Raw genomic sequence first — 23,370 nt, 5'->3', positions numbered from 1 at the left:
ACATCGGGGACCACCGTCGTCAGCGGCATCGGCGTCGACCTGAAGCGCGACGGCGACTGGACCAATTTCAGCGGCGGCGCCACGATTGCCGGCATTCCGGCCACCGCCGCCGGCCGGGTCAAGATCGCGAACGGCACCACCAATGTCGAGGTCGCCTCGGGCGAAGCCACCGTTCGAGGCATCAAGGCGGCGATCGCCGGGCCGTCGAACCTCACCATCGCCAATGGCGTGACCAGCATCGAAAGGCTGGTGCTCGATCTTGGCGGCGGTTCGGTGACGCTTTCCGGCAAGGCTGGCCAGACGCTCGACCTCGCGGCCACGGTCTCGGCGCTGCCGGCCGCCCTTGCCAACGATTTCTCGCCCGGCCTCGACGCCGCGGGCACGCTCGACGGCACGGCCGAAGTCACCGGCCCGGCGGCAAATCCGGACGTCCGCTTCAATGCCAAGTTGACCGGCGGCGAGACCAGCCAGACCCGCCAGGCGGGGCTTGGGCCGCTCAGCCTCAATGCTATGGGAAGCTTCACCACCGCGGGCGGTATCGTCCTCGATCAGGCGACGCTTTCGGGCGAGAAGATTTCCGGTAAGGCTTCCGGCACCATCAATCCGAACGGCGCCAGCGATTTCGCCCTCGACCTTGTCTCGACGGGTCCCAGCCTGCCGCTGTCGTTCGGCAGTGCGGAAAGCCCGATCAAGCTTGGATTGCAGGCGCTGTCAGTGAAGGCGGCGGGGCAGGGCACCCAGCCGAAGCTCGACATCTCGGCCGTGCTGCCTTCGGTCACGACGAATTTCACCAAGTCGGAAGGCATCACGCTGGCGCTGCATTCCGATGCCTTCGATGTTAAGAGCCGCACGGGACCGATTTCCGGCACAGTGACGGTGGAGACGATCGGGCTCGACAATCCGACGATCGCGCCGCTGATCGCGGGCAAGATCACCGCCAAGGTCGCCGGCACGCTTGCCGCCGACGCGATCACGATCGATAGCGGCTCGGTGCAGGGCGCGGCGCTGGACAGCGCCTTCAACGGCCGCGTGTCGTTCGCCGATGGCGCCATCGACCTCAACCTCAAAGCGGACGCCCTCTCGGCGGCTTTGCCGGCGGCGGCGCGCGGCGTGCTGGCCGAGCGGACGCAGCTCAGCGCCACGCTGAAGCGGGATACCCATGGCGGCGTCACCATCAATCCGGTCAAGCTTGCCTCCGGCGCGTTGACGGCCGACGGGCAAGCCAGCCTCGCCGACAACAAGCTCAGCGCCGACATCAAGGGCGCGCTGGCCGATATCTCGCTGCTGTCGAAGGACGCCAAGGGCGCGATTGCCTTCGCGCTCAATGCGCAAGGGCCAAGCCTGGCGCCTGACCTGTCGTTGACGGTGGACAGCGACCGGCTTTCGGTAGCGGCGCGCGAGATCACCGGGCTGAAGCTGACCGCCACCGGCAAGGCCGATGCCGCCAACCCGGCGGCCAATGTGCAACTGACCGGCAATGTCGCCGGACAGGCACTGCAAGGCAGCGCGGTGCTGGCGACAACCGATGGCAAGAGCGCGATCAACGGGCTGCTCCTGTCGCTCGGCAAGAACAGGATCTCCGGCGACCTCGCGCTTGACGAGGCCTTCGTGCCGGCCGGCACCATCGCGCTCGACCTGCCCGATATCGGCCCGCTGGCGGCGCTGGCGCTGGAAAAGGCCGAAGGCGACGTGCGCGGCACCATCGCCTTCACCAAGACGGCCAACGGCCCCAACGTCACCGTCAAGGCGACGACCGCCGCAATTTCGCGTGGCGATCTCTCCGCCCGCAACGTGGCGATCGACGCGCTGGTCGCCAACTACCTGGCCGCCCCGGCGATCTCCGGCAAGGTCCGCGCCGACAGCGTCACTTCGGGCGGCACCGTGGTCAGCGGCATCAATGTCGACCTGAAGCGCGACGGCGACTGGACCGGCTTTTCCGGCGGCGCCACCGTCAAGGATATTCCGGCCAAGGCCGCCGGGCGGGTGAGGGTGGCGAATGGCACCACGACCATCGAGCTCGCCTCAGGTCAGGCGACCGTGCAAGGCATCAAGGCGGCGATCGCGCAGGCCTCGACGGTCAGTATCGCCAACGGCACGACGAGCCTGGACAGGCTGGTGCTCAATCTCGGCGGCGGCACCGCGACTGTGACCGGCAAGGTCGGACAGGCGCTCGATATCAATGCCGCGCTGGCCAAGGTGCCGGCTTCGCTCGCCAACAGTTTTTCGCGCGGCCTCGATGCTGCAGGTTCCATCTCCGGTACGGTCAAGGTGACCGGCGCGCCGGCCAATCCGTCGGTTGCCTTCAAGATCGACGCCGGCGGCGTGCAGACCGCGCAGACGCGGAGCGCCGGCCTCGGCGGCATGAACATTTCCTCGTCGGGAACGTTCGCCGGCAAGAAACTCACCTTCGACGCCAACATCAGCGACGGCGCAGGGCTTGGCCTGAAGGGCGGCGGCTCGGTGACGACGGCGGGCACGCCGGCGCTGGTGCTCGACTTCTCCGGCAAGGTGCCGTTCTCCTTCCTTGCCGCCAAGCTCGCCGCGCAGGGCCTGTCGCTGAGCGGCACCGCCAACGTCAATGTCCAGGTGCGCGGCCCGGCGACGTCGCCGGTCATCGGCGGCACGGTCAACACGTCGGGCGCCCGGCTGGTCGACGCGCGCTCCGGCCTTGCCGTCAACGATATCGCCGCCGACGTCTCGATCGGCTCCGGCGTGGCCAGGATCAATCGCCTGACCGGCACGCTGTCGACGCGCGGCAGCCTGTCGGCCAGCGGCACGGTCGGCATCAATCCGGCGCAAGGGTTCCCGGCCGATCTTTCGGTCAAGCTCACCGACGGCCGCTACACGGACGGCCGGGTGGTGACCGCCAATCTCGGCGGCGACCTGACCATCAAGGGGCCGCTCGTCTCGGCGCCGGTGGTCGCGGGCACCATCAACCTGGCCAAGACCGTCATCACCGTTCCCGAGAAGCTGCCGGGCTCGCTGGCGGCGCTCAACGTCAAGCACAAGGGCGCGCCGGCCGCGGTGCGCGCACAGGACAAGGCGCTGCGCCCGGCTTCAGCCAGCGGCAGCAGCGGCGGCGGCGGTCTTGCCCTTGACGTCACCGTCAATGCGCCGAACCAGATCTTCATCCAGGGGCGGGGCGTCGACGCCGAGCTTGGCGGCTCGCTCAAGCTGACCGGCCTGGCATCCTCGCCGCATGCGGTCGGCACCTTCACCCTGCAGCGCGGGCGGCTGTCGATCCTCGCCAAGCGGCTGACCTTCACCGAAGGCACGGTCGGCTTCTCCGGTTCGCTAGTGCCTTATCTCAACCTGACGGCGACCACCACGACGAGCAGCGCCACCGTCACCATCGTCGTGTCGGGCGAGGCGACCAACCCGAAATTCACTTTCTCCTCGGTTCCGGCGCTGCCGGAGGACGAGGTGCTGGCGCAGCTGATCTTCGGCCGCTCGATGTCGAACCTGTCGCCGCTGCAGATCGCGCAGCTGGCGGAGGCCGCCGCGCAACTGGCCGGCGTCGGCGGCTCGACCTCGCTGCTCGAGAACCTGCGCAGCGCGATCGGCGTGGACGACCTCGACGTGACCACCGACGAGAAGGGCGGCACCGCCGTCTCGGCCGGCAAATACCTCAACGACCGCACCTATGTGACGATCCAGAAGGGCGACAAGCCGGGTTCCGGCAAGGCGGCGATCGACCTCAATGTCGGGCGCGGCGTCAAGCTGCGTGGCGAGGCCACCGATGCCGGCGAAGCCAAGGGCGGCATCTTCTACGAGCGCGAATACTGAAGCCGGTCGCAGGAAGGGCAGCCTTTGGCGCTATCGCAGCACCCGGCTGGCGCTGTCCTATGCCGCTTGAATGTCTCAGTTTATTCGTTTGCGCATATTCGAATGAAATCTGCGACGCAGTAGCAAATTTGCGTCAAGACTGTCGCTATCGCGCGAACCGCCCTCCTTCCAAAGTTGCACATTCGCCAACATGTTCCCAGTCCAGACCGTCTTTGACATCACGGTCCGGATGCGGAATGTTACAAGGCGGAAAGCCAACAATGGGAGTTAATCATGGCAATCTACAAATCTAACGGTGACCGCGTTCCGGATCACATCCTGGCCATGGCCGAAGAAGCCAAGGCAGGCAAGGTGGACCGCCGCGAATTCCTGGCGCTCGCCAGCGTCTTCGGCGCCACCACGGCGATGGCCTACGGCATGCTTGGCCTGGCCGATCCGACCCCGGCGAGGGCCGAGGACGTGCAGGGCAAGAAGGGCGGCACGCTGAAGGTCGCGCAGTGGATCAAGGATCCTAAGGATCCGCGCAAGGCCGACTGGTCGGAAATCGCCAATGCCGAACGCCAGGCGCTCGAGCCGCTGGTCAAGTACACCACCGAATATACGTTCCGCCCCTATCTGCTGGAAAGCTGGGACGTGAACGACGACGCCACCGAGTACACGCTGCATGTGCGCAAGGGCGTGACCTGGTCGAACGGCGATGCCTTCACCGCCGATGACGTCATCTTCAACCTGAAGCGCTGGGCCGACAAGAAGGCCGAAGGCAATTCGATGCCTGGCCGTCTCGGCACCCTGGTCAAGGACGACAAGCTGGACGAAAGCGCCGTCACCAAGGTCGACGACCTGACGATCAAACTGAAGCTCGGCAAGCCCGACATCGCCCTGATCCCAAACATGTGCGACTATCCGGGCCTGATCGTCCACAAGACCTTCGACGAGAAGGGCGGCGACTTCAAGGCCTGCCCGATCGGCACCGGCCCGTTCGAGCTCGTGTCCTACGATGTCGGCCAGAAGGTGGTCTACAAGCGCCGCGAGGACAACAAGTGGTGGGACGGTGAAGTCTTCCTCGACGGTATCGAGTTCATCGACTACGGCACCGATCCGGCGGCCATGGTCAGCGCCTTCGAGGCGGGTGAAGTCCACACCAATTTCGAGACCTCGGCCGACTATGTGTCGATCCTCGACGGCATGGACCTGGTGAAGTCGGAAGTTGTGACGGCGTCGACGATCGTGTGCCGCACCAACGTCAACAACAAGCCGTACGACAACCAGAAGGTCCGCAACGCGCTGCAGCTCGCGGTCGACAACAATGTCGTCCTCCAGCTCGGCTACGGCAATGCGGGCACGGTCGCCGAGAACCATCACGTCTGCCAGATCCATCCGGAATACTTCGAGCTGGCAAAGGTGGCGCGCGATCCGGCCAAGGCCAAGGCACTGCTGGCGGAAGCCGGCCAGGCCGACTTCGAGCACGAGCTGATCACGGTCGACGAGGACTGGCACAAGAACACCGGCGATGCGATCGCCGCGCAGATGCGCGACGCCGGCATCAAGGTGAAGCGCACGGTGCTGCCGGGCTCGACCTTCTGGAACGACTGGACCAAGTATCCGCTGTCGATGACCAACTGGAACATGCGTCCGCTCGGCGTCCAGGTGCTCGCGATCGGCTACCGCTCCGGCGAGGCGTGGAACGAGACGGCCTTTGCGAACGCCGACTGGGATGCCAAGCTCAATGCTGCGCTGGCCGTCGCCGACGCCGCCAAGCGCAAGGAGATGATGAAGGACATCGAGCAGATCCTGCAGGATTCCGGCGTCATCATCCAGCCCTACTGGCGCAAGCTCTACAGCCACTCGGTCAAGGCGGTTCAGAACTACAAGATGCACCCGACCTTCGAACGCGACTATGGCAAGGTCTGGCTCGACCAGGCGTGATCGGACCGATTGGGGAAGGGGCTTGCCCCTTCCCCTCACTCCCCGCACAATGCAGGAACCGGAAGCCGGCGCCTTGAGAAGGCGTGGATTCTTCCGGCAACGGCGTGCAACGAAAAACAGGGTTGATCGCATCCGAGGGTCCGTTTGAAAGGCAGCCCGGCCGCTAGTGGCCGATCTGGTTCGCAGACAGGCTCCAACCCCAACCAGACCGGCAGGGGGCCGCCATGCTTTCTTTCATCCTCAGGCGTCTTGGCACGATGGCATTGACGATGCTGTGCCTGACACTGATCGTCTTCTTCCTGATCAATCTCAACCCGAACCTGAAGAAGCTGGCGATCAGCCAGACCGAAATGCACACATCTGCCGAGCAGCTCGAGGACTGGCTGGTCAACCACGGCTACCGGCAGAATTTCTTCGTCCGCTATGGCCAGTGGCTGGGCGTGCTGCCCAAGCAGCCGGTGACCGACCCAGCGACGGGCAAGCCGACGCAGCGTTTCGCCTTCTGCAACGATCCGGTCGAGCCGACATTCTCCGGCGTGCTGCAGGGCGATTTCGGCTGTTCGACCAAGTTCAAGACGACCGTGGCCTCGAAGCTGTTCCCGGCGCTCAGCGCCACCGGCATCCTGATGTTATGCGTGCTTGCGGTGATGGTGCCGATCTCGCTCTTGATCGGCATCCTGGCCGGCATGCGCGAGGGCTCGCGCACCGACCGCACGCTGTCGGTCGCCTCGATCGCGTCGACGGCGACGCCGGAATATGTTTCCGGCGTCATCTTCACCGTCATCTTCGCGTCCTGGCTCGGCTGGCTGAACGGCTCGGCCGCCTCGGCTAGCCAAGGCATCACCTTCTATAATTTCACGCTGCCTGTGATGACGCTGGCGATCTACGGCATCGGTTACATTGCCCGCATGACCCGCGCCTCGATGGTCGAGGTGATGACGCAGCAATATATCCGCACGGCCCGCCTCAAGGGCCTCTCCTTCGGCAGCGTGGTGGTCAAGCACGCGCTGCGCAACGCGCTGATCGCGCCGTTCACCGTCATCATGCTGCAATTCCCCTGGCTGCTCACCGGCGTCGTCATCGTCGAGGTGATGTTCCGCTACCAGGGCTTCGGCTACACGCTGGTGGAGGCTGCCGGCAACAACGACATCGACCTTCTGCTCGGCTGCTCGCTGGTCTCGGTATTCATCGTCTTGATCACGCAGCTCATCTCCGATGTCGGCTACGCGTTTCTCAATCCGCGCATCAGAGTTCAGTAGGGGGCGAAGCGGATGCAGCTCGAATATATCAGTGCCTTCAATGTCGTGCTCGGCGTCATCTCGCGGTTCTGGCCGGTCTGGATAGCGCTCGCCATCGTCCTGGGGGCGAGCTTCGTCTACAAGAAGAAGCTGGGCCTCTACGGCCAGCTCTTCGACAGCGGCGTCGGCATCGTGGGCGTCGGCATCTGCCTGTTCTGGCTGTTCACGGCGATCTTCGCTTCGACCATCTCGCCCTTCGATCCGCTGGCGCAGGTGCCGGTGATGAAGGACGCGCTGCCTGGCGCGATCGAGCCGACCTCGAAACTCATCTACTATTTCGGCGGCGACAAGCTCGCCCGCGACGTGTTCTCGCGCATGGTGTTCGGCAGCCAGATCGTGCTGATCATCGCGCCGGCGGCCACCGGCTTCGCGCTGATGGTCGGCATCACGCTCGGCCTGCCGGCCGGGTACTATGGCGGCAGGATCGACACGTTCCTGTCCTTCCTCGCCAATCTGGTGCTCGCCTTCCCAGTGATCCTGCTGTTCTACCTGCTGGTGACGCCCGGCATCATGGACACGCCGATCCCCTATGCGATGGCCGGGCTGTTCTTCCTGTTCCCGATCATCTTCTTCAGCGTCTTGTTCTGGACCCGCTACAAGAACCGCCCCGACCGCCTCTATATCCTGCTCGGGCTGACGCTCGTCATCGGCGGCTGGATCTATGCCGGCCTTGTCTTTGACGCCGATCCGCTGAAGATCGTGCATATCGATCCCAACCAGCTCAACATCTTCGTGGCGGTGGTGTTCGCTTCCAGCCCCGGCGTGTTCCGCATCGTGCGCGGACTGACCATGGACATCAAGACGCGCGACTATGTGGCGGCGGCGCAGACACGCGGTGAATCGCCGTGGTACATCATGCTGTGGGAAATCCTGCCCAACGCACGCGGGCCGCTGATCGTCGATGCCTGCCTGCGTATCGGCTACACCACGATCCTGCTCGGCACACTCGGCTATTTCGGCCTCGGACTGGCGCCAGAGAGCCCGGACTGGGGCACGGCGATCAAGGACGCCAGCCGGTTGCTGCGCTCCTTCATCCACCCAGCGCTGCCGCCGACGATCGCGCTGATGTCGTTCGTGCTGGGGCTGAACCTTCTGGCCGATTCCCTGCGCGAACAGTCGATGAAGGATTGATGGCGGGGTCGAAGGCCCCCAAGCATGATCCCGAAAAGTGGTACCCGGTTTTCGGATATGATCATGCTCAACTAGAGACCAAGGATTGGAGCGACCCATGAACGAGGCAGTTCGAAATCCCGGCAAGCCGACCCCTGGGCCGATCATCGAGATCGAGAACCTGTCGATCTCATTCTTCACCCGCAAGGGCGAGATACCGGCCGTCATGGACTTTTCCTGCACGGTCATGCCTGGCGAGGCGATGGGCATCGTCGGCGAGTCCGGCTGCGGCAAGTCGACCGTGTCGCTCGGCATCATGCGCGACCTCTCCAACATCGGAAAGATCGTCGGCGGCAAGATCAAGTTCCAGGGCAAGGACATGGGCGAATTGTCTGAGGATGAGCTGCGCGCCATCCGCGGCAACAAGATCGCCATGATCTACCAGGAGCCGATGGCGAGTCTTAACCCGGCGATGAAGATCGGCCAGCAGCTGATGGAAGTGCCGCTGATCCATGACAAGGTGTCGAAGGAGGAGGCCTACAGCAGAGCGCTGGAAATGGTGCGCGCGGTGAAGCTGCCGGATCCCGAGCGCATGATGCGCTCCTACCCGCACCAGCTCTCGGGCGGCCAGCAGCAGCGCATTGTCATTGCCATGGCGCTGTTGTCGAAGCCGGCGCTGCTTCTGCTCGACGAGCCGACGACGGCGCTCGACGTGACGGTGGAGGCGGGCATCGTCGACCTGGTCAAGGGGCTGGGCGAGAAGTTCGGCACCTCGATGATATTCGTGTCGCACAATCTGGGCCTCATCCTGGAGACCTGCGACAAGATCACGGTGATGTATTCGGGCGAGGCGGTGGAGACCGGCAAGATCAAGGACGTGTTCGACCGGATGCGCCACCCCTATACGCAAGGGTTGTTCCGTTCGATCCCGCTGCCCGGTGCCGACAAGAATTCGCGGCCGCTGATCTCGATCCCCGGCCAGTTGCCGTTGCCGCACGAGCGGCCGAAGGGCTGCAACTTCGGCCCGCGCTGCCACCATTTCGTCGAGGGCGTCTGCAACGCCGCCGAAATCCCGATGATCGCAGTCGATGGCCATGAGGGCCATTTCTCGCGCTGCGTGCGCTTCAACGAGATCGACTGGGAGGCGCTGCCGCCGGGCGCCAAGAAGGTCAATGAGAAGGTCGAGCCCGGCGCGCCCGTGCTCAAGATCCAGGACCTCAAGAAATACTACAGGGCCGGCGGCAGCGAAGTGTTCGGCTCCAGCGAGGGCCGCGTCGTCAAGGCCAACGAGACGATCTCCTTCGAGGCGCGCGAATCCGAGACGGTGGCCATCGTCGGCGAATCCGGCTGCGGGAAGTCGACGCTGGCCAAGGTGCTGCTCGGGCTGGAGACCGCGAGCTCCGGCAGCGTGACGCTCGGCAACAAGGAGATCCAGTCGACCGGCATCGAGAGCCGCAACGTCGAGACGGTGTCGTCGATCCAGATGGTGTTCCAGAACCCGTTCGACACGCTGAACCCCAGCCACTCGGTCGGCTCGCAGATCATCCGCACGCTGGAGAAATTCAATGTCGGCAAGACGGTGGCCGAACGCCGCAAGCGGATGCTGGAGCTGCTCGACCTGGTGAAGCTGCCGCGGGCCTTCGAGACCCGCAAGCCGCGCCAGCTTTCGGGCGGCCAAAAGCAGCGCATCGGCGTGGCGCGCGCCTTTGCCGGCGATGCCAAGGTGGTGGTGGCCGACGAGCCGGTCTCGGCGCTCGACGTCTCGGTGCAGGCGGCGGTGACCGAGCTGTTGATGGACATCCAGCGCAAGAACAAGACGACGATGCTGTTCATCAGCCACGATCTGTCGGTGGTACGCTACATCGCCGACCGCGTCGTCGTCATGTATCTCGGCTATATCGTCGAGCAGGGGACGACCGACCAGATCTTCTCGCCGCCCTACCATCCCTATACCGAGGCGCTGCTGTCGGCGATCCCGATCGCCGATACCAGCGTGGTCAAGAAGCACATCGTGCTCGAGGGCGACATTCCGTCGGCGATGAACCCGCCGACCGGCTGTCCGTTCCAGACGCGCTGCGGCTACAAGAAGCTGGTGCCGGACAATCTATGCGAGACCAAGGTGCCGCCGGTGAAGAACCTCGGCGACGGCCATATGAGCCTGTGCTGGCTTGCCGATGACGTGCTGGCGAAGATGGATCAGGTGATCAAGTTCGACAAGGAGCACGCCGCGCATGAGGGCGTGCCGGAAGATGTGCACGGCGCGGGGCCGGGTTTGACAGGAACGGCGCCCAACCGGCCGCGTGGCAAATCGTCGACTCCCGAAGCGGACCAGATCGGCGAGGCCGTGGAGCAGGACCAGGCTGGAATGCGAGCCCGCCGTAACAAAGTGCGCGACGAGACTTCCGAAACCGGTGCTAAAAAGCCGAAAGATACGACAAGGCGGCACTAATACCGGAAGGGGCTAGTTTCCACATTGCCGTAGCTGCGCCGCATAGTCCTGCGCCATCTTCTCGGTGGCGCGGGCGTAGTTTTGCACGCCGGCATCGCCGCGATTGCCGCGACCGTACGCCGTCCAGCCAAGATAATAGGCGAGATAAAGATTGTAGGTGTCGGTGCGGGCGACGCCGTAGGTGTCGGCGGTCTTGGAATGATACCAGCCGACGAAGTCGACCGCGTCGGCAAAGCGGGTGCGGCGCGCCGCCCAGTTGCCGGTCTCGCTCTGGTACTGCGACCAGGTGCCGTCGAGCGCCTGCGAGAAGCCCGTGGCCGACGAGACGTGTTTCCACGGGATGAAGCCAAGCAGCTTGGTGCGCGGCGGCCTGGCATTGCTCTTGAAGCCGGATTCCTTGCGCACCGTCGCCATCAGCACCGGCACCGGCACGCTATATTTCTGCTCGGCACGCTCGGCCGCCGCCTGCCAGTTGTCGAACCAGCCGTCATTCTGGTCGAAGACGGCGCAGACATCGTTGATATGGCTCGGCGGCGTCGCGCAGGCCGAAAGCGCCAACGCCAGCAGCACGGTGAAGGCTACAATTTTACTAAAACTCGACCTACGCATCGGCAGACGAATAGGCCGAAAACATAAAGGGATTCTTGCGGCGTTTCTTAACGGCTGGCGAGCCACCGTCGCCGCTCCGCGCCGGTATTATGATTTCGACTCTCGATGTCGCTTTTGTCGCAATGGAATTCCAGAAATGCCGCCTTGGCTAAAATCACGCCCGCAAACGGCGGATTTCTGACAGCCGCGCTTTCGTGCCGGCGCTCTGATGTGCGGCATGACCGAACCAAGACGCAAGCGCGGCACTGAGCGAACCAGCAACCGGGGGCCGTCCGCGATCCCGCAATTGCCGGCAAGGCGGGTGACCAACCCCTATCCGCCGATGGCGCTGCTCTCGGCCGACCAGATCGAGGCGATCCATGAAGCCTCGATGCACATCCTTGAAAATTTCGGCATCGAGGTGATGAGCCCACGGGCGCTGGCGCTGTTCGAAAAGGCGGGTGCCAGGGTCGATCACGCATCGATGAATGTCCGCATCGATCGCGGCATGGTCGCCGAGGCACTGAAGACGACGCGTGCCAGCTACGCGCTTACCCCACGCAACTCGGCCCACGCCATCCATCTCGGCGGCAACACGATCAATTTCACGCTCGTCGCCGGGCCGCCCAACGTGCACGACATGGAGCGTGGCCGCCGCGCCGGCAATTTGCGCGACTATCAGGACCTCGTGCGGCTGGCGCAGCATTTCAACTGCGTCCACATGCTCGGCAACCAGGTTTGCGCGCCGATCGAACTGCCGGCCAATTCGCGCCATCTCGACACCTACTTCACCAACCTGACGCTGACCGACAAATGCTTCCATGTCTCGGCGATCGGCCGGGGGAGGGCGCTCGACGGCATCGAGATGATGGCGATCGCGCGCGGGCTGACGCTTGATCAGATGCGCGACGACCCGGGCATCGCCACCATCATCTCGGTCAACTCTCCGCGCCGTTTTGACGAGATGATGGCCGAGGGTCTGATGACCATGGCCGAGTTCGGCCAGTCGGTGGCGGTGACGCCGTTCACGCTGATGGGGGCGATGAGCCCGGTGACGCTGGCCGGCGCGCTGGCGCAGCAGAACGCCGAGGCGCTGTTCGGCGTCGTGCTGACGCAGCTCGTCCGGCCCGGCGCGCCGGTCATGTATGGCGCCTTCACCTCCAATGTCGACATGAAGTCGGGCGCCCCGGCATTCGGCACGCCGGAAAACACCAAGGCCAATATCGCCTCCGGGCAATTGGCGCGGCGCTATGATTTGCCGTACCGCACGACGCCGGGTTCGGCCTCCAATGCCGCCGACGCGCAGGGCGCCTATGAAACGCTGATGGCGCTATGGGGCGCGGTGCTCGGCCACGGCAACCTCGTCTACCACGCCGCCGGCTGGCAGGAGGGCGGGCTGACCGCGTCGTTCGAGAAATTCATCATCGACGTCGAGATGATCCAGCACATGATGGAGTTCCTGCGCCCGATCGTTGTCGACGAAGGGGAACTTGCGGTCGAAGCGCTGGGCGCGGTACCGACCGGCGGCCATTTCTTCGGCGAGCCGCATACGCTGGAGCGCTACGCCACCGCCTTCTACCAGCCGATGCTGTCCAACTGGCAGAATTACGAAGCCTGGCAGGAAGCCGGTGGCCTCGACGCGACCGCGCGCGCGACCCGGCTGTGGAAGAAGGCGCTGGAGGAGTATGCCGAGCCGGCGATGGACCCTGCCGTGCGCGAGGCACTCGAAGCCTATATGGCGCGCCGCAAGGAAGCGATCGGGCAGGGCGAGCCGTGACTTCAGCGTCGGCGCGAGGCGCTGCCTTTCCGATTCATCTTATCTTCCCAACTCACTGAAATAACGAGAAAACCCCATGAAATCGCATGCAAAGGTCGTGGTCATTGGCGGCGGTGTCGTCGGGTGCTCGGTGCTGTTCCATCTCGCTCGCCACGGCTGGACCGACGTCGTGCTGCTGGAGCGCGACGAACTGACCTCGGGCTCGACCTGGCACGCGGCCGGCGGCATGCACACCATCAATGGCGATCCCAACGTCGCCAAGCTGCAGAAATATACGATCTCGCTCTACAAGGAGATCGAGGAACTGTCCGGCCAGGCGACCGGCGTGCACCTGACCGGCGGCGTGCTTCTGGCGGCGACCGAGGCGCGGCTCGACTGGCTGCGCGGCGTCGTCGCCAAGGGTCGCTACCTCGGCATCGACCTCGAGGAGATCTCGCCCAACGAAGCAGCCGAGCTGATGCCGCTGCTCGATCCAAAGCAGTTCGTCGGTGCGGTGCGCAACAAGGAGGACGGCCATCTCGATCCCTCCGGGGTCACTCATGCCTATGCCAAGGCGGCGCGGAAACTGGGTGCGGAGGTCGAGCGCTTCACCAAGGTCGAGGACATCGTGCGCCGGCCCGACGGCTCATGGCGCGTCATCACCAACAAGGGCGAGGTGGTGGCCGAGCATGTCGTCAATGCCGGCGGCCTGTGGGCGCGCGAGGTCGGCCGCATGGTCGGCCTCGAACTGCCGGTGCTGGCCATGGAGCACATGTACCTGATCACCGAGGACATGCCCGAGGTCGCCGCCTGGAACCAGAAGACCGGCACCGAGATCATCCATGCGGTCGATTTCGACGGCGAACTCTATCTGCGCCAGGAGCGCGGCGGCATGCTGATGGGCACCTACGAGAAGGCCAACAAGCCGTGGTCCGAGTTCCAGACCCCGTGGAATTTCGGCCATGAACTGCTGGAGCCGGACATCGATCGCATCGCGCCGTCGCTGGAAGTCGGCTTCCGGCATTTCCCCGCCTTCCAGAACACCGGCATCAAGCAGATCATCAACGGCCCCTTCACCTTCGCGCCGGATGGCAATCCGCTGGTCGGGCCGGTGCGCGGCCTGCCGGGCTTCTGGGTCGCCTGCGGTGTGATGGCCGGCTTCTCGCAGGGTGGCGGCGTCGGGCTGGCGCTGTCCAACTGGATGATCGAAGGCGATCCCGGCGCCGACATCTGGGCCATGGATGTCGCGCGCTACGGCGACTGGGCGACGATGGCCTACACCAATGCCAAGGTGCGCGAGAATTATTCGCGGCGCTTCTCGATCCGCTTCCCCAACGAGGAACTGCCGGCCGGACGGCCGCTGAAGACGACGCCGGTCTATGACGCCCTCTCGGCCAAGGGCGCGCAATGGGGCGTGTCCTACGGGCTGGAGGTGCCGCTCTGGTATGCCCCTGATGCCGTCAGGGACGAGTTCTCGTGGCGGCGCTCGAGCGATTTCGACCATGTCGCGAAGGAAGTGGCGGCGGTGCGCGGCGGCGTCGGCCTGGCGGAGATTTCCAACTTCGCCAAATATGCGGTGACGGGCGAGGGCGCAGCTGGCTGGCTCGACCGCATGCTGGCCTGCAAGCTGCCGAAGCGCGGCCGCATGACGCTGGCGCCGATGCTGAAGGATGACGGCAGGCTGATCGGCGATTTCACGCTGGCCAACATCGACGACGGCGAGTGGTTCATCGCCGGCTCCGGCATCGCCGAGCAATACCATATGCGCTGGTTTGAGGCGCATCTGCCGAAGAACGGTTCGGTGCGCATCGAGGCGCTGGGACAGAAGCTGGCCGGGCTGGCGATCGCCGGACCGAAGGCGCGGGATGTTCTGGCGAAAGTGACGCGCGCGGATGTCTCCAACGCCGCATTCCCCTTCATGGCAGTGGCCAGGATGGACATCGGCATGGCGCCGTGCCTGGTCGGGCGCGTCAGCTATACGGGCGATCTCGGCTACGAGATCTGGGTGGCGCCGGAGTATCAGCGCGCCGCCTTCGGGGCGTTGATGGCGGCGGGCGAGGAATTCGGCATCGGCCTGTTCGGGTCGCGCGCGCTCAATGCGCTGCGGCTGGAGAAAAACTATGGCTCATGGGCGCGCGAGTTCCGGCCGATCTACGGGCCGCTGGAGGCCGGCCTCGACCGCTTCGTGGCCTACGGCAAGGAGGCGGACTTCATCGGCAAGGCGGCGGCACTGGCCGAACGCAAGCAGGGCGGCAAGCTGCGGCTGCGCGCCTTCATCGTCGAGGCGGATGATGCCGACGTCATCGGCGACGAGCCGATCTGGTTCGACGGCACCGTGCGCGGCTGGGTCACCTCGGGCGGCTACGCGCATCACGCGAAAAGGTCGGTCGCCATGGGCTATGTGCCGAAGGAGATCGCCGACGAGGCCGACGGCTTCGAGATCGAGATTCTGGGCAAGCGCCATGGCGCGCGCATCCAATCGGCGCCGCTGTTCGACGCCAATTTCGAGCGGATGCGCGCCTGAAACCAGGCGCGCATCCGTTTCGCAGGTCATGCGTTGCGGCGGTTGTCCAGCGCGAAGGCGCCGGCGCCGGCAAACACCAGATAGAGGAAGATGAAGCAGAACGAGATCGCCGAGTCGCCGCCATTGTTGACCGGGAAGAAGTCGCGCGGCGCATGCGCCATGAAATAGGCGATCGCCATCTCGCCAGCCAGAAGGAACGCTACCGGCCTGGTGAACAACCCCAGGGCCAGAAGGATGCCGCCGGCGAATTCAAGGATGCCGGCAGCCAGAGGCAACCCGCTCAAGGCGCCGGCGTGCTCGCCGACAGGGAAATTGAACAGTTTCTGGGTGCCATGCTCGATGAATTGCAGCGCAGTCACGATGCGCAGCACGCCGAGCGCCTGTGGCCGGTACTGGGAAAGACCTTCGAAAAGCTTCATCTAAAACTCCATTTTGCCTCCCCGCCTGGCCATAAAATATCGCCCGACAATGGACCACTCACTTCCGATGCAATGCCTTCAACATTCGGTGAGTGAAAATGGTTTCATCTCCCAAAAATGTTTCCCTTCATGGTTGCATAAGTATCGCTATGGTTGTATTGATGCCGGTACGCCAACCATCCGAGTTCCCTTTGCCATGAAAACAATCGTCATCAGCCTGTTCGCAATCCTTGCAGGCACCAGCTTCGCCATGGCCGCCGACAGCGGCTGTGATACCTTCAAATGGCCGGTGGCACGCGAGCAGGCACTGTTTGCGGCAGCGCCGGCCGCGCAGTCCGGCGCTGCCCTGACGGTCGGCCAGGCGATGGATTTCACGCTCGCAGCGGTCGACACGATCAGCTTTGAAGTGCCGCCGGACCGTGCCCCGGCAGCCGGCACGTTCGGCGCGACCGCAAGCATCGTCGTGCCCCCGGAAGGAGAGCTCCAGGTCAGCCTGTCGGATGAGGCCTGGATCGATATCGTGCAGGACGGCCATGCCGTGAAGTCGGCTGGGTTCAGCGGCGTGAAGACCTGCCCGGGCATTCGCAAGAGCGTGCGTTTCAAGCTGTCGGCCGGTCCGGCCACCGTTCAGCTCAGCGGCAGCAAGAAGGCCGACCTCAAAGTCGCCGTGCTGACGCCGGAGTAACGCTCTAGGGTGAGGTCGGCGGGACTGCGCCCTCTCTGTCTTGCCCGTCCTCCGCAGTAGTTGCGGAGGAGGGCCGGACAATCCGCCCAAGCGGGAGATCGGCTGTTGCTGCCGCTTTCACCAATCGCAATCGGTTTTACCGCGCCGGCGCGATCAGCGCGAAATGCGCGCCTTGCGGATCCGTGCACTGCACGATCCAATCGCCGCCGGGCACCTCCATCGGACCCATGATGACCTTGCCGCCATTGTCGGTCACGCGCTTGGCCGCGGCATCGATGGCGGCGACGTTGAAGTAGAACTGCCAGACCGGCACCGGGATCTGTTCGGGCTTGTTCATCATGCCGCCGACGGGCTCGCCGCCAAAAGCGAAGACCTGGTAGGTGCCCATCGCTGGGCCCATGTCGAAGTCGCCGGCCTTTGTCCAGCCGAACTGCTCGGCATAGAAATCGAAGGCTGCCGTCCAGTCCGTCGTGTAGAGCTCATGCCAGCCGATGTGGCCTGGCGTTCGCGCCGGCACCGGCGGCTGATCGGGCTGGTTCGGCTGCAGGAACATGAAGGTCGCGCCTTGCGGATCGGCAACGACGGCGAAGCGCCCGACGCCCGGAATGTCGTCAGGTGCGCGGTGCACGGTGCCGCCCGCGTCCTTGAGCGACGCGGTCGCGCCGTCGGCATTCTTGCTATGGATATAGCCGAGCCAGGCGGGCGGCATGCCCATCTTGGCGGCATCCTCCGGCAGCGTCATCAAGCCCGCGACGCCGCGCTCGCCGACATTCATGACGATGTAGCGCGGCATGCCGGGCGCGCTATCGAAGGGTTGCCCCTTCCAGCCGACAACGGCTGTGTAGAAGGCCTCGGCGGCGTCGAGGTCGGTGGTCATCAATTCGTACCAGAAGAACGGCATCAGGGACTTTGGCATGGTCGGGCTCCTTGGGTTTCCTCGGTTGATCGTCATCTTAGGACGATCCCGGCGACAGGAATCCGACATGGGCCGGAAATCGACGGCGGCAAGGCGCAGTCCGTTGCAATCTTGCGCGCCTCGCGGTTTTCGCCTTTGCTTGTCCGCCAAAGAGGGGATCACCATCCATGCGGCAGATGTCGCTCACGCCGGAGCTTGTGGCGCTCTGCCATCGGGAGGAGGCCGATCCAGGTCCGGACGGCAGCTGGACGCAATTGAACGACGATGATTTCCGTGCGCTTGCCGAGCGTCTGTCAGGCGAGGCCGACGAGGGGCCATTGTGGGTGTTCGCCTATGGCTCGCTGATCTGGAAGCCGGCCTTCGATTCCGTCGAGCAGCAGCGCGCCTCGGCCCATGGCTGGCATCGGTCGTTCTGCCTCGACCTGATCCGCTGGCGCGGCAGCGTCGCGCAGCCCGGACTGATGATGGCGCTGGAACGGGGCGGGCGCTGCGACGGCGTCATCTACCGTTTGCCGGACGGCGAGAAGCCGGCCCAGATCGAAAGACTGCTGCGGCGCGAGATCGATGATCACGAAAGCGTCGCCTCGGTCCGATGGGTGCCGGTGCGCACCGCGCAGGGACCGCTCAAGGCGCTGGGCTTCTGGGTCGGGGTGACCGGCAGGGGCACGTCGCTCGGGCAGCCGCTCGAGACGGTGGCGCATGTGCTTGCCCGCGCCTGCGGCCATGTCGGCTCCGGCGCCGAATATCTCTACAACACCGTCAGTCACCTCGAGACGTTCGGCATCCACGACCGCAATCTGTGGCGGCTGCAGGAACTGGTCGCCGACGAGATCAGGTCGATCCATGGCCCGGGCAGCGAAAGCGCCGGGTCATTCGAGCCCCCCGTGCTCGCCATAACATGAGTATAATTATCATGTTTTTATAGAGCCTTTTCAGCGACTTGGCCGAAAATTGACCAATTGATAAAAAAATAAAACGTGCTAGCCTTCCCCAAAACAAAACAAGGGGAACCGGAATGGCGACTGGTCATTTCAAAGAGGGCATAGCCGGCGGCCGGCTGTCGTCCGAACAGTATGCCGACAATTTTTCCGACCTGCATCCACCGCTCGACCATCACGAGGCGCTGGTCGAAAGCGATCGCTGCTATTTCTGCTACGACGCGCCGTGCATGAATGCGTGCCCGACCTCGATCGACATCCCGCTGTTCATCCGCCAGATCTCGACCGGCAATCCGCTCGGCTCGGCCAAGACCATTTTCGACCAGAACATCCTTGGCGGCATGTGCGCCCGGGTCTGCCCGACCGAGACGCTGTGCGAGGAAGTCTGCGTGCGCGAGGTGGCCGAGGGCAAGCCGGTGCAGATCGGCCGACTGCAGCGCTACGCCACCGACGTCGCGATGAGCGAGGACAAGCAGTTCTATGCGCGCGCCGAACCGACCGGAAAATCTGTCGCCGTCGTCGGCGCCGGGCCGGCCGGGCTTGCCGCCGCGCACAGGCTCGCGCGCCATGGCCATGACGTGACCATCCTTGAGGCGCGGCCGAAGGCCGGGGGCCTCAACGAATACGGCATCGCCGCCTACAAGAGCGTCGACAATTTCGCCCAGGCCGAGGTCGACTACGTCACCTCGATCGGCGGCATCGACATCCAGAACGGCAAGGCGCTCGGCCGCGACTACCAGCTCTCCGACCTGATCCGGAATTACGATGCCGTGTTCCTCGGCATGGGGCTCGGCGGCGTCAACGCGCTGCGTGCCGACGGCGAGGGCAGCGATGGTGTCACCAACGCGGTCGAGTTCATCGCCGAACTGCGTCAGGCCAGCGATCTTTCCGGCCTGCCGGTCGGCCGGCGCGTCGTCGTCATCGGCGGCGGCATGACGGCGATCGACGCCGCGGTGCAGTCGAAGCTGCTCGGCGCCGAGGAGGTGACGATCTGCTACCGGCGCGGCCAGGCGCACATGAATGCCTCCGGCTTCGAGCAGGATCTGGCCGCTGCCAATGGCGTCACCATCCGCCACTGGCTGCAGCCCAAGCGGGTCATCGCCGAGAACGGCAAGGTGTCGGCGATCGAGCTCGAATACACGGCGATGGACGGCGACAAGCTGGCCGGCACCGGCGAGCGGCTCACGCTCGCGGCCGACCAGGTGTTCAAGGCGATCGGCCAGAGCTTTGTTCCGGCCGCGCTGAACGGCAGCGGCGCCGAGATCGAACTCGAAGGCGGCCGCATCAAGGTCGATGCCGAGGGCCGCACCTCGCTGGCCAAGGTTTGGGCCGGCGGCGACTGCATCTTCGGCGGCGACGACCTAACCGTTTCGGCGGTGGCGCAAGGCCGCGACGCGGCCGAAAGCATCAACCGGGCACTGACCTCTAACGGGAGGGCATGAGCATGGCAGATATCAGGAACAATTTCGTCGGCATCAAGTCGCCCAATCCGTTCTGGCTGGCCTCGGCGCCGCCGACCGACAAGGCCTACAACGTCATCCGCGCCTTCCAGGCGGGCTGGGGCGGCGTGGTCTGGAAGACGCTCGGCGAGGAGGGGCCGCCGGTGGTCAACGTCAACGGCCCGCGCTACGGCGCGATCTGGGGCGCCGACCGCCGCCTGCTCGGCCTCAACAACATCGAGCTGATCACCGACCGCGAGCTGCAGACCAATCTGCGCGAGATCAAGCAGGTCAAGCAGGACTGGCCGGACCGCGCCGTCGTCGTCTCGCTGATGGTGCCGTGCGTCGAGGAAAGCTGGAAGGCGATCCTGCCGGTGGTCGAGGAGACCGGAGCCGACGGCATCGAGCTCAATTTCGGCTGCCCGCACGGCATGTCGGAACGCGGCATGGGCTCGGCAGTTGGCCAGGTGCCGGAATATATCGAAATGGTGGTGCGCTGGTGCAAAGCAAACACCCGCATGCCGGTCATCACCAAGCTGACGCCCAACATCACCGACATCCGCAAGCCGGCGCGCGCGGCACATGCCGGCGGCACCGACGCGGTGTCGCTGATCAACACCATCAATTCGATCACAGGCGTCGATCTCGACAGTTTCGCGCCGCAGCCGACCATCGACGGCAAGGGCTCGCATGGCGGCTATTGCGGCCCGGCGGTGAAGCCGATCGCCATGAACATGGTGGCCGAGATCGCGCGCGATGCTGAGACCCGCGGCCTGCCGATCTCCGGCATCGGCGGCATCACCACATGGCGCGACGCGGCGGAATTCATGGCGCTCGGCGCCGGCAATGTGCAGGTCTGCACGGCGGCGATGACCTACGGCTTCAAGATCGTGCAGGAGATGATCGCGGGCCTCGAGAACTGGATGGACGAGAAGGGCCACGCCTCGCTCGCCGACATCGTCGGCCGCGCCACGCCCAACGTCACCGACTGGCAGTATCTCAACCTCAACTATGTGGCCAAGGCGCGTATCGACCAGGATGCCTGCATCAAATGCGGCCGCTGCCACATCGCCTGCGAGGACACCTCGCACCAGGCGATCACCAACATGGTCAATGGCGCAAGGCATTTCGAGGTGATCGAGGCCGAGTGCGTCGGCTGCAATCTCTGCGTCAATGTCTGCCCGGTCGAGGGCTGCATCACCATGGAGCCGCTGGCCGTCGGCGCAATGGACGAGCGCACCGGCAAGCCGGTGTCGCCGATCTATGCCAACTGGACGACGCACCCGAACAATCCGATGGCCAAGGCGGCGGCGGAATAGGCTTCTTCCTTATCGGCTTGGCCAAATCGCCCCGTGCTCGCCTGGGGCGATTTTTGTGTGCACGATCGTCATTCTTTACGCACGACCGTCAACTGTCGAAGTCAGCGCTGCCCCTCATCCGCCCTTCGGGCACCTTCTCCCCGTATAGTGACGGGGAGAAGGAGCTAGCCGCAACCTCGGCGCTTTTCGTGCAATGCCGGTGTTTGGCGAAACCGGCGACGAGAGCGCCCCTCTCCCCGTCCCTATACGGGGAGAGGATGCGGGCAGGCAGGTGAGGGGCGGCGCCGGCCTTCGTAGAAATTCCACTTCATCTACGGACCCATAGCGGGTTGAAAAGTCCTATTGCAGATAAAAAATATCCATGATAAAATATATCCATGAATTGGAACGGTAGATCATGAAACTGGGAGAAGGCGTCGAAGCGGCGATCCACTGCGCCGCGATGCTCGCCGGGGTAGATGGCGCCGCGACCATGCCGGGCGCCGCTTTGGCGGAGGCCTTCGGTGTGTCGCCGAGCTATCTGCTCAAGCATCTCAACATGCTGACGGCCGCGGGCATTCTGGAATCGGTGCCGGGACCGGCCGGCGGCTACCGTCTGGCGAAGCCGTCCGAGCGCATCACGCTGCTCGACATCGTGCTCGCCGTCGAGGGCAGGGAACCTGCCTTCCGCTGCGGCGAGATCCGCCAGCGCGGCCCTGTGCGGCTCGATGCTTCGGCCTATGTGAAGCCATGCGGCATCAATGCCGCGATGCTCAAGGCCGAGCGCGCCTACCGGGCGGCGCTCGCCGAGGTCAGGCTGTCGGCGATCGTGGCTGACTATGTCAGCGAGGCCGATCCGCGCTCGGTCGCGGCGGGATGCGCCTTCGTTGCCCGCTATCAGCGGCCGCAGAAAGTTCATCCAAACCAAGTTCCCCCAAGCAAGAGTGAAAGGTAAGAACCATGAAACAGAGGCTGCAATTCTTCGCCAAGGCGCCTGAAATCATGAAGGCGGTGTCGGCGCTCAACAAGGCGGTCGACGAATGCGGGCTGGAGGTGAGCCTGCTGCATCTGATCAAGCTCAGGGCCTCGCAGATCAACGGCTGCTCCTTCTGCGTCGACATGCACAGCCGCGAAGCGCGGCAGGACGGCGAGAGCGAGCAGCGGCTCTATCTTGTCGCCGCCTGGAAGGAATCGCCGCTGTTTTCCGAACGCGAGCGTGCCGCGCTCGCCTGGACCGAAGCGGTGACGAAGATTTCCGAGAACGGCGTCTCGGACGAGCTCTATGCCCGTACGCTCGCGCATTTCTCGGAAGAGGAACTGGTCAAGCTGTCGGTCGCGATCGGCATGATCAACACCTGGAACCGGCTTTGCGTCCCGTTCCAGGCCATTCATCCGGTGCCGGCGGCCAAAGCCGCTTGATCGGAAGGAACAGCGCGCGGGTCCGAGAGCGGACCCGCGCCTTTTTGTTTTAGGATCAATCACATGTTTGCAAATTTTCAGAACGAGATTCTGCTTGCCGCGCGACTGCTGCTTGGCGGCGCCTTTGTCTTTGCCGGCTTGCGCAACATCCAGAACAGGGCGTTCCTGACCAAATTGATGACCGAACGCGGCGTGCCGCAGGCGGGGCTGGCGCTGTGGCTCGGCATCCTCCTGCAGGTCGTCGCCGGCGGCCTGATCGTGGCGGGCGTCTGGGCCGCGCTTGGCGCTGCTTGCCTTATCCTGTTTCTGGTCGTCGCAACGATCATGTTCGACAATTTCTGGGATCATCAAGGCCCGGAGCGAGCGGCGCGGATCAACGGCTTTGTCGCCAATGTTGCGCTGGCCGGAGGGTTCCTGGCGCTGATGGCGCAGCCGCTTTGAGCGCGGCTGCGATTGTCTCCGTCACGCGGCGTATCGCAGGCCACCATCGCAGGTCAGCACCTGGCCGGTCATGAAGCCGTTGGAGACCAGGAAAGCGATCGCGTCGGCGACGTCCTCTGCGCGACCGATACGGCCGACGGGCGTCTTGCCGGCATATTCGGCAAAGACCGCTTGCCGCTGGTCGTCCGGCAGGAAATCCCACCACGGCGTGTCGATAACACCCGGAGCTACGACATTGACGCGCAGCGGCTTCAGCTCCACGGCGAGGATCGGCGCCACGGTCAAAAGCATGCCGTTGATGGCGCCGATGCCGGCGATGCCGGGCGCGGCGAGCTGCGCCGAAACGGCCGAAATGAAGGTCACTGATCCGTGTTTGCT

General features: G+C 64.6%; 18 protein-coding genes. 14 read left to right on the top strand and 4 right to left on the bottom strand.

The genetic code is table 11. From position 1 onward, the window contains the following. The 5 genes from EN780_RS07110 to EN780_RS07090 all read left to right on the top strand — a co-directional run. The coding region (locus tag EN780_RS07110) for a translocation/assembly module TamB domain-containing protein (RefSeq protein WP_189556429.1) at nt 1-3,786 on the top strand (3,786 nt) is incomplete at its 5' end. Between the two features lie 273 nt (nt 3,787-4,059). Continuing rightward, nucleotides 4,060-5,712, top strand: a complete 1,653-nt coding sequence (locus EN780_RS07105) for an ABC transporter substrate-binding protein (RefSeq protein ID WP_127286725.1) — start codon at nt 4,060-4,062, stop codon at nt 5,710-5,712. A gap of 224 nt (nt 5,713-5,936) precedes the next feature. Then, a complete protein-coding gene (locus EN780_RS07100) occupies nt 5,937-6,971 on the top strand; it encodes an ABC transporter permease (protein ID WP_127311412.1) in 1,035 nt (344 codons plus the stop codon). A gap of 12 nt (nt 6,972-6,983) precedes the next feature. Beyond that, complete coding sequence (locus EN780_RS07095; protein WP_127284821.1) at nt 6,984-8,141, top strand: ABC transporter permease; 1,158 nt, start codon at nt 6,984-6,986, stop codon at nt 8,139-8,141. Between the two features lie 97 nt (nt 8,142-8,238). Then, nucleotides 8,239-10,569, top strand: coding sequence for an ABC transporter ATP-binding protein (locus tag EN780_RS07090; RefSeq protein ID WP_128272834.1), 2,331 nt, complete (start codon nt 8,239-8,241; stop codon nt 10,567-10,569). 12 nt (nt 10,570-10,581) lie between these two features. On the opposite strand, the gene EN780_RS07085 is transcribed toward EN780_RS07090, so the two are convergent. Next, a complete protein-coding gene (locus tag EN780_RS07085; protein WP_128272832.1) occupies nt 10,582-11,178 on the bottom strand; it encodes a transglycosylase SLT domain-containing protein in 597 nt (198 codons plus the stop codon). Nucleotides 11,179-11,395: 217 nt separating this feature from the next. On the opposite strand from EN780_RS07085, the gene EN780_RS07080 reads away from it, so the two are divergent. Together EN780_RS07080 and EN780_RS07075 are read left to right on the top strand one after the other, a co-directional pair. Next, nucleotides 11,396-12,934, top strand: a complete 1,539-nt coding sequence (locus EN780_RS07080) for a trimethylamine methyltransferase family protein (RefSeq protein WP_145970989.1) — start codon at nt 11,396-11,398, stop codon at nt 12,932-12,934. 76 nt (nt 12,935-13,010) lie between these two features. After that, the gene (locus EN780_RS07075) at nt 13,011-15,437 is read left to right on the top strand and encodes an FAD-dependent oxidoreductase (protein ID WP_128272828.1); all 2,427 of its coding nucleotides are present in this window, start codon (nt 13,011-13,013) and stop codon (nt 15,435-15,437) included. 26 nt (nt 15,438-15,463) lie between these two features. Here EN780_RS07075 and EN780_RS07070 read toward each other — a convergent pair whose 3' ends face one another. Beyond that, entirely contained in the window at nt 15,464-15,856 is a 393-nt protein-coding gene (locus EN780_RS07070; RefSeq protein WP_127311135.1) for a DoxX family protein, read from the bottom strand. A 196-nt stretch (nt 15,857-16,052) separates the two neighbouring features. Between EN780_RS07070 and EN780_RS07065 the strand changes: the two genes are divergently transcribed. After that, nucleotides 16,053-16,541 (top strand): hypothetical protein, encoded by a 489-nt coding sequence (locus tag EN780_RS07065; RefSeq protein ID WP_128272836.1) that lies wholly within the window; start codon nt 16,053-16,055, stop codon nt 16,539-16,541. 136 nt (nt 16,542-16,677) lie between these two features. Here EN780_RS07065 and EN780_RS07060 read toward each other — a convergent pair whose 3' ends face one another. After that, nucleotides 16,678-17,457: a VOC family protein gene (locus tag EN780_RS07060; RefSeq protein ID WP_128272826.1), complete on the bottom strand. Its 780-nt coding sequence runs from the start codon at nt 17,455-17,457 to the stop codon at nt 16,678-16,680. A 167-nt stretch (nt 17,458-17,624) separates the two neighbouring features. Between EN780_RS07060 and EN780_RS07055 the strand changes: the two genes are divergently transcribed. The 6 genes from EN780_RS07055 (at nt 17,625) to EN780_RS07030 (ending at nt 22,992) form a co-directional block, all read left to right on the top strand. Next, a complete protein-coding gene (locus EN780_RS07055) occupies nt 17,625-18,359 on the top strand; it encodes a gamma-glutamylcyclotransferase (RefSeq protein WP_128272824.1) in 735 nt (244 codons plus the stop codon). Nucleotides 18,360-18,472: 113 nt separating this feature from the next. Beyond that, on the top strand, nt 18,473-19,837 hold the full coding sequence (locus tag EN780_RS07050; RefSeq protein WP_128272822.1) for an NAD(P)-dependent oxidoreductase: 1,365 nt from the start codon (nt 18,473-18,475) through the stop codon (nt 19,835-19,837). Between the two features lie 2 nt (nt 19,838-19,839). Continuing rightward, the gene (preA, locus tag EN780_RS07045) at nt 19,840-21,153 is read left to right on the top strand and encodes an NAD-dependent dihydropyrimidine dehydrogenase subunit PreA (protein WP_128272820.1); all 1,314 of its coding nucleotides are present in this window, start codon (nt 19,840-19,842) and stop codon (nt 21,151-21,153) included. A 397-nt stretch (nt 21,154-21,550) separates the two neighbouring features. Beyond that, nucleotides 21,551-22,087: an Rrf2 family transcriptional regulator gene (locus EN780_RS07040; protein ID WP_127312121.1), complete on the top strand. Its 537-nt coding sequence runs from the start codon at nt 21,551-21,553 to the stop codon at nt 22,085-22,087. 5 nt (nt 22,088-22,092) lie between these two features. Further along, nucleotides 22,093-22,551, top strand: a complete 459-nt coding sequence (locus EN780_RS07035) for a carboxymuconolactone decarboxylase family protein (RefSeq protein ID WP_128272818.1) — start codon at nt 22,093-22,095, stop codon at nt 22,549-22,551. 63 nt (nt 22,552-22,614) lie between these two features. Next, nucleotides 22,615-22,992, top strand: coding sequence for a DoxX family protein (locus EN780_RS07030; RefSeq protein WP_128272816.1), 378 nt, complete (start codon nt 22,615-22,617; stop codon nt 22,990-22,992). A gap of 21 nt (nt 22,993-23,013) precedes the next feature. Here the strand turns inward: EN780_RS07030 and EN780_RS07025 are convergent. After that, nucleotides 23,014-23,370: SDR family oxidoreductase (locus tag EN780_RS07025; protein ID WP_128272814.1), on the bottom strand; the 357-nt coding region annotated here is incomplete at its 5' end.

It is taken from the genome of Mesorhizobium sp. M4B.F.Ca.ET.089.01.1.1 (assembly GCF_004022605.1).
GTDB lineage: Bacteria > Pseudomonadota > Alphaproteobacteria > Rhizobiales > Rhizobiaceae > Mesorhizobium > Mesorhizobium abyssinicae.
This window is presented reverse-complemented; position numbering and strand designations above follow the sequence as displayed.

Coding starts and splice junctions, on each gene's coding strand:
- EN780_RS07090 (WP_128272834.1), top strand. CDS start 8,239: ATGAACGAGGCAGTTCGAAATCCCGGCAAGCCGACCCCTGGGCCGATC.
- EN780_RS07070 (WP_127311135.1), bottom strand. CDS start 15,856: ATGAAGCTTTTCGAAGGTCTTTCCCAGTACCGGCCACAGGCGCTCGGC.
- preA (WP_128272820.1), top strand. CDS start 19,840: ATGGCAGATATCAGGAACAATTTCGTCGGCATCAAGTCGCCCAATCCG.
- EN780_RS07035 (WP_128272818.1), top strand. CDS start 22,093: ATGAAACAGAGGCTGCAATTCTTCGCCAAGGCGCCTGAAATCATGAAG.
- EN780_RS07075 (WP_128272828.1), top strand. CDS start 13,011: ATGAAATCGCATGCAAAGGTCGTGGTCATTGGCGGCGGTGTCGTCGGG.
- EN780_RS07065 (WP_128272836.1), top strand. CDS start 16,053: ATGAAAACAATCGTCATCAGCCTGTTCGCAATCCTTGCAGGCACCAGC.
- EN780_RS07040 (WP_127312121.1), top strand. CDS start 21,551: ATGAAACTGGGAGAAGGCGTCGAAGCGGCGATCCACTGCGCCGCGATG.
- EN780_RS07050 (WP_128272822.1), top strand. CDS start 18,473: ATGGCGACTGGTCATTTCAAAGAGGGCATAGCCGGCGGCCGGCTGTCG.
- EN780_RS07060 (WP_128272826.1), bottom strand. CDS start 17,457: ATGCCAAAGTCCCTGATGCCGTTCTTCTGGTACGAATTGATGACCACC.
- EN780_RS07095 (WP_127284821.1), top strand. CDS start 6,984: ATGCAGCTCGAATATATCAGTGCCTTCAATGTCGTGCTCGGCGTCATC.
- EN780_RS07030 (WP_128272816.1), top strand. CDS start 22,615: ATGTTTGCAAATTTTCAGAACGAGATTCTGCTTGCCGCGCGACTGCTG.
- EN780_RS07055 (WP_128272824.1), top strand. CDS start 17,625: ATGCGGCAGATGTCGCTCACGCCGGAGCTTGTGGCGCTCTGCCATCGG.
- EN780_RS07105 (WP_127286725.1), top strand. CDS start 4,060: ATGGCAATCTACAAATCTAACGGTGACCGCGTTCCGGATCACATCCTG.
- EN780_RS07100 (WP_127311412.1), top strand. CDS start 5,937: ATGCTTTCTTTCATCCTCAGGCGTCTTGGCACGATGGCATTGACGATG.
- EN780_RS07085 (WP_128272832.1), bottom strand. CDS start 11,178: ATGCGTAGGTCGAGTTTTAGTAAAATTGTAGCCTTCACCGTGCTGCTG.
- EN780_RS07080 (WP_145970989.1), top strand. CDS start 11,396: ATGACCGAACCAAGACGCAAGCGCGGCACTGAGCGAACCAGCAACCGG.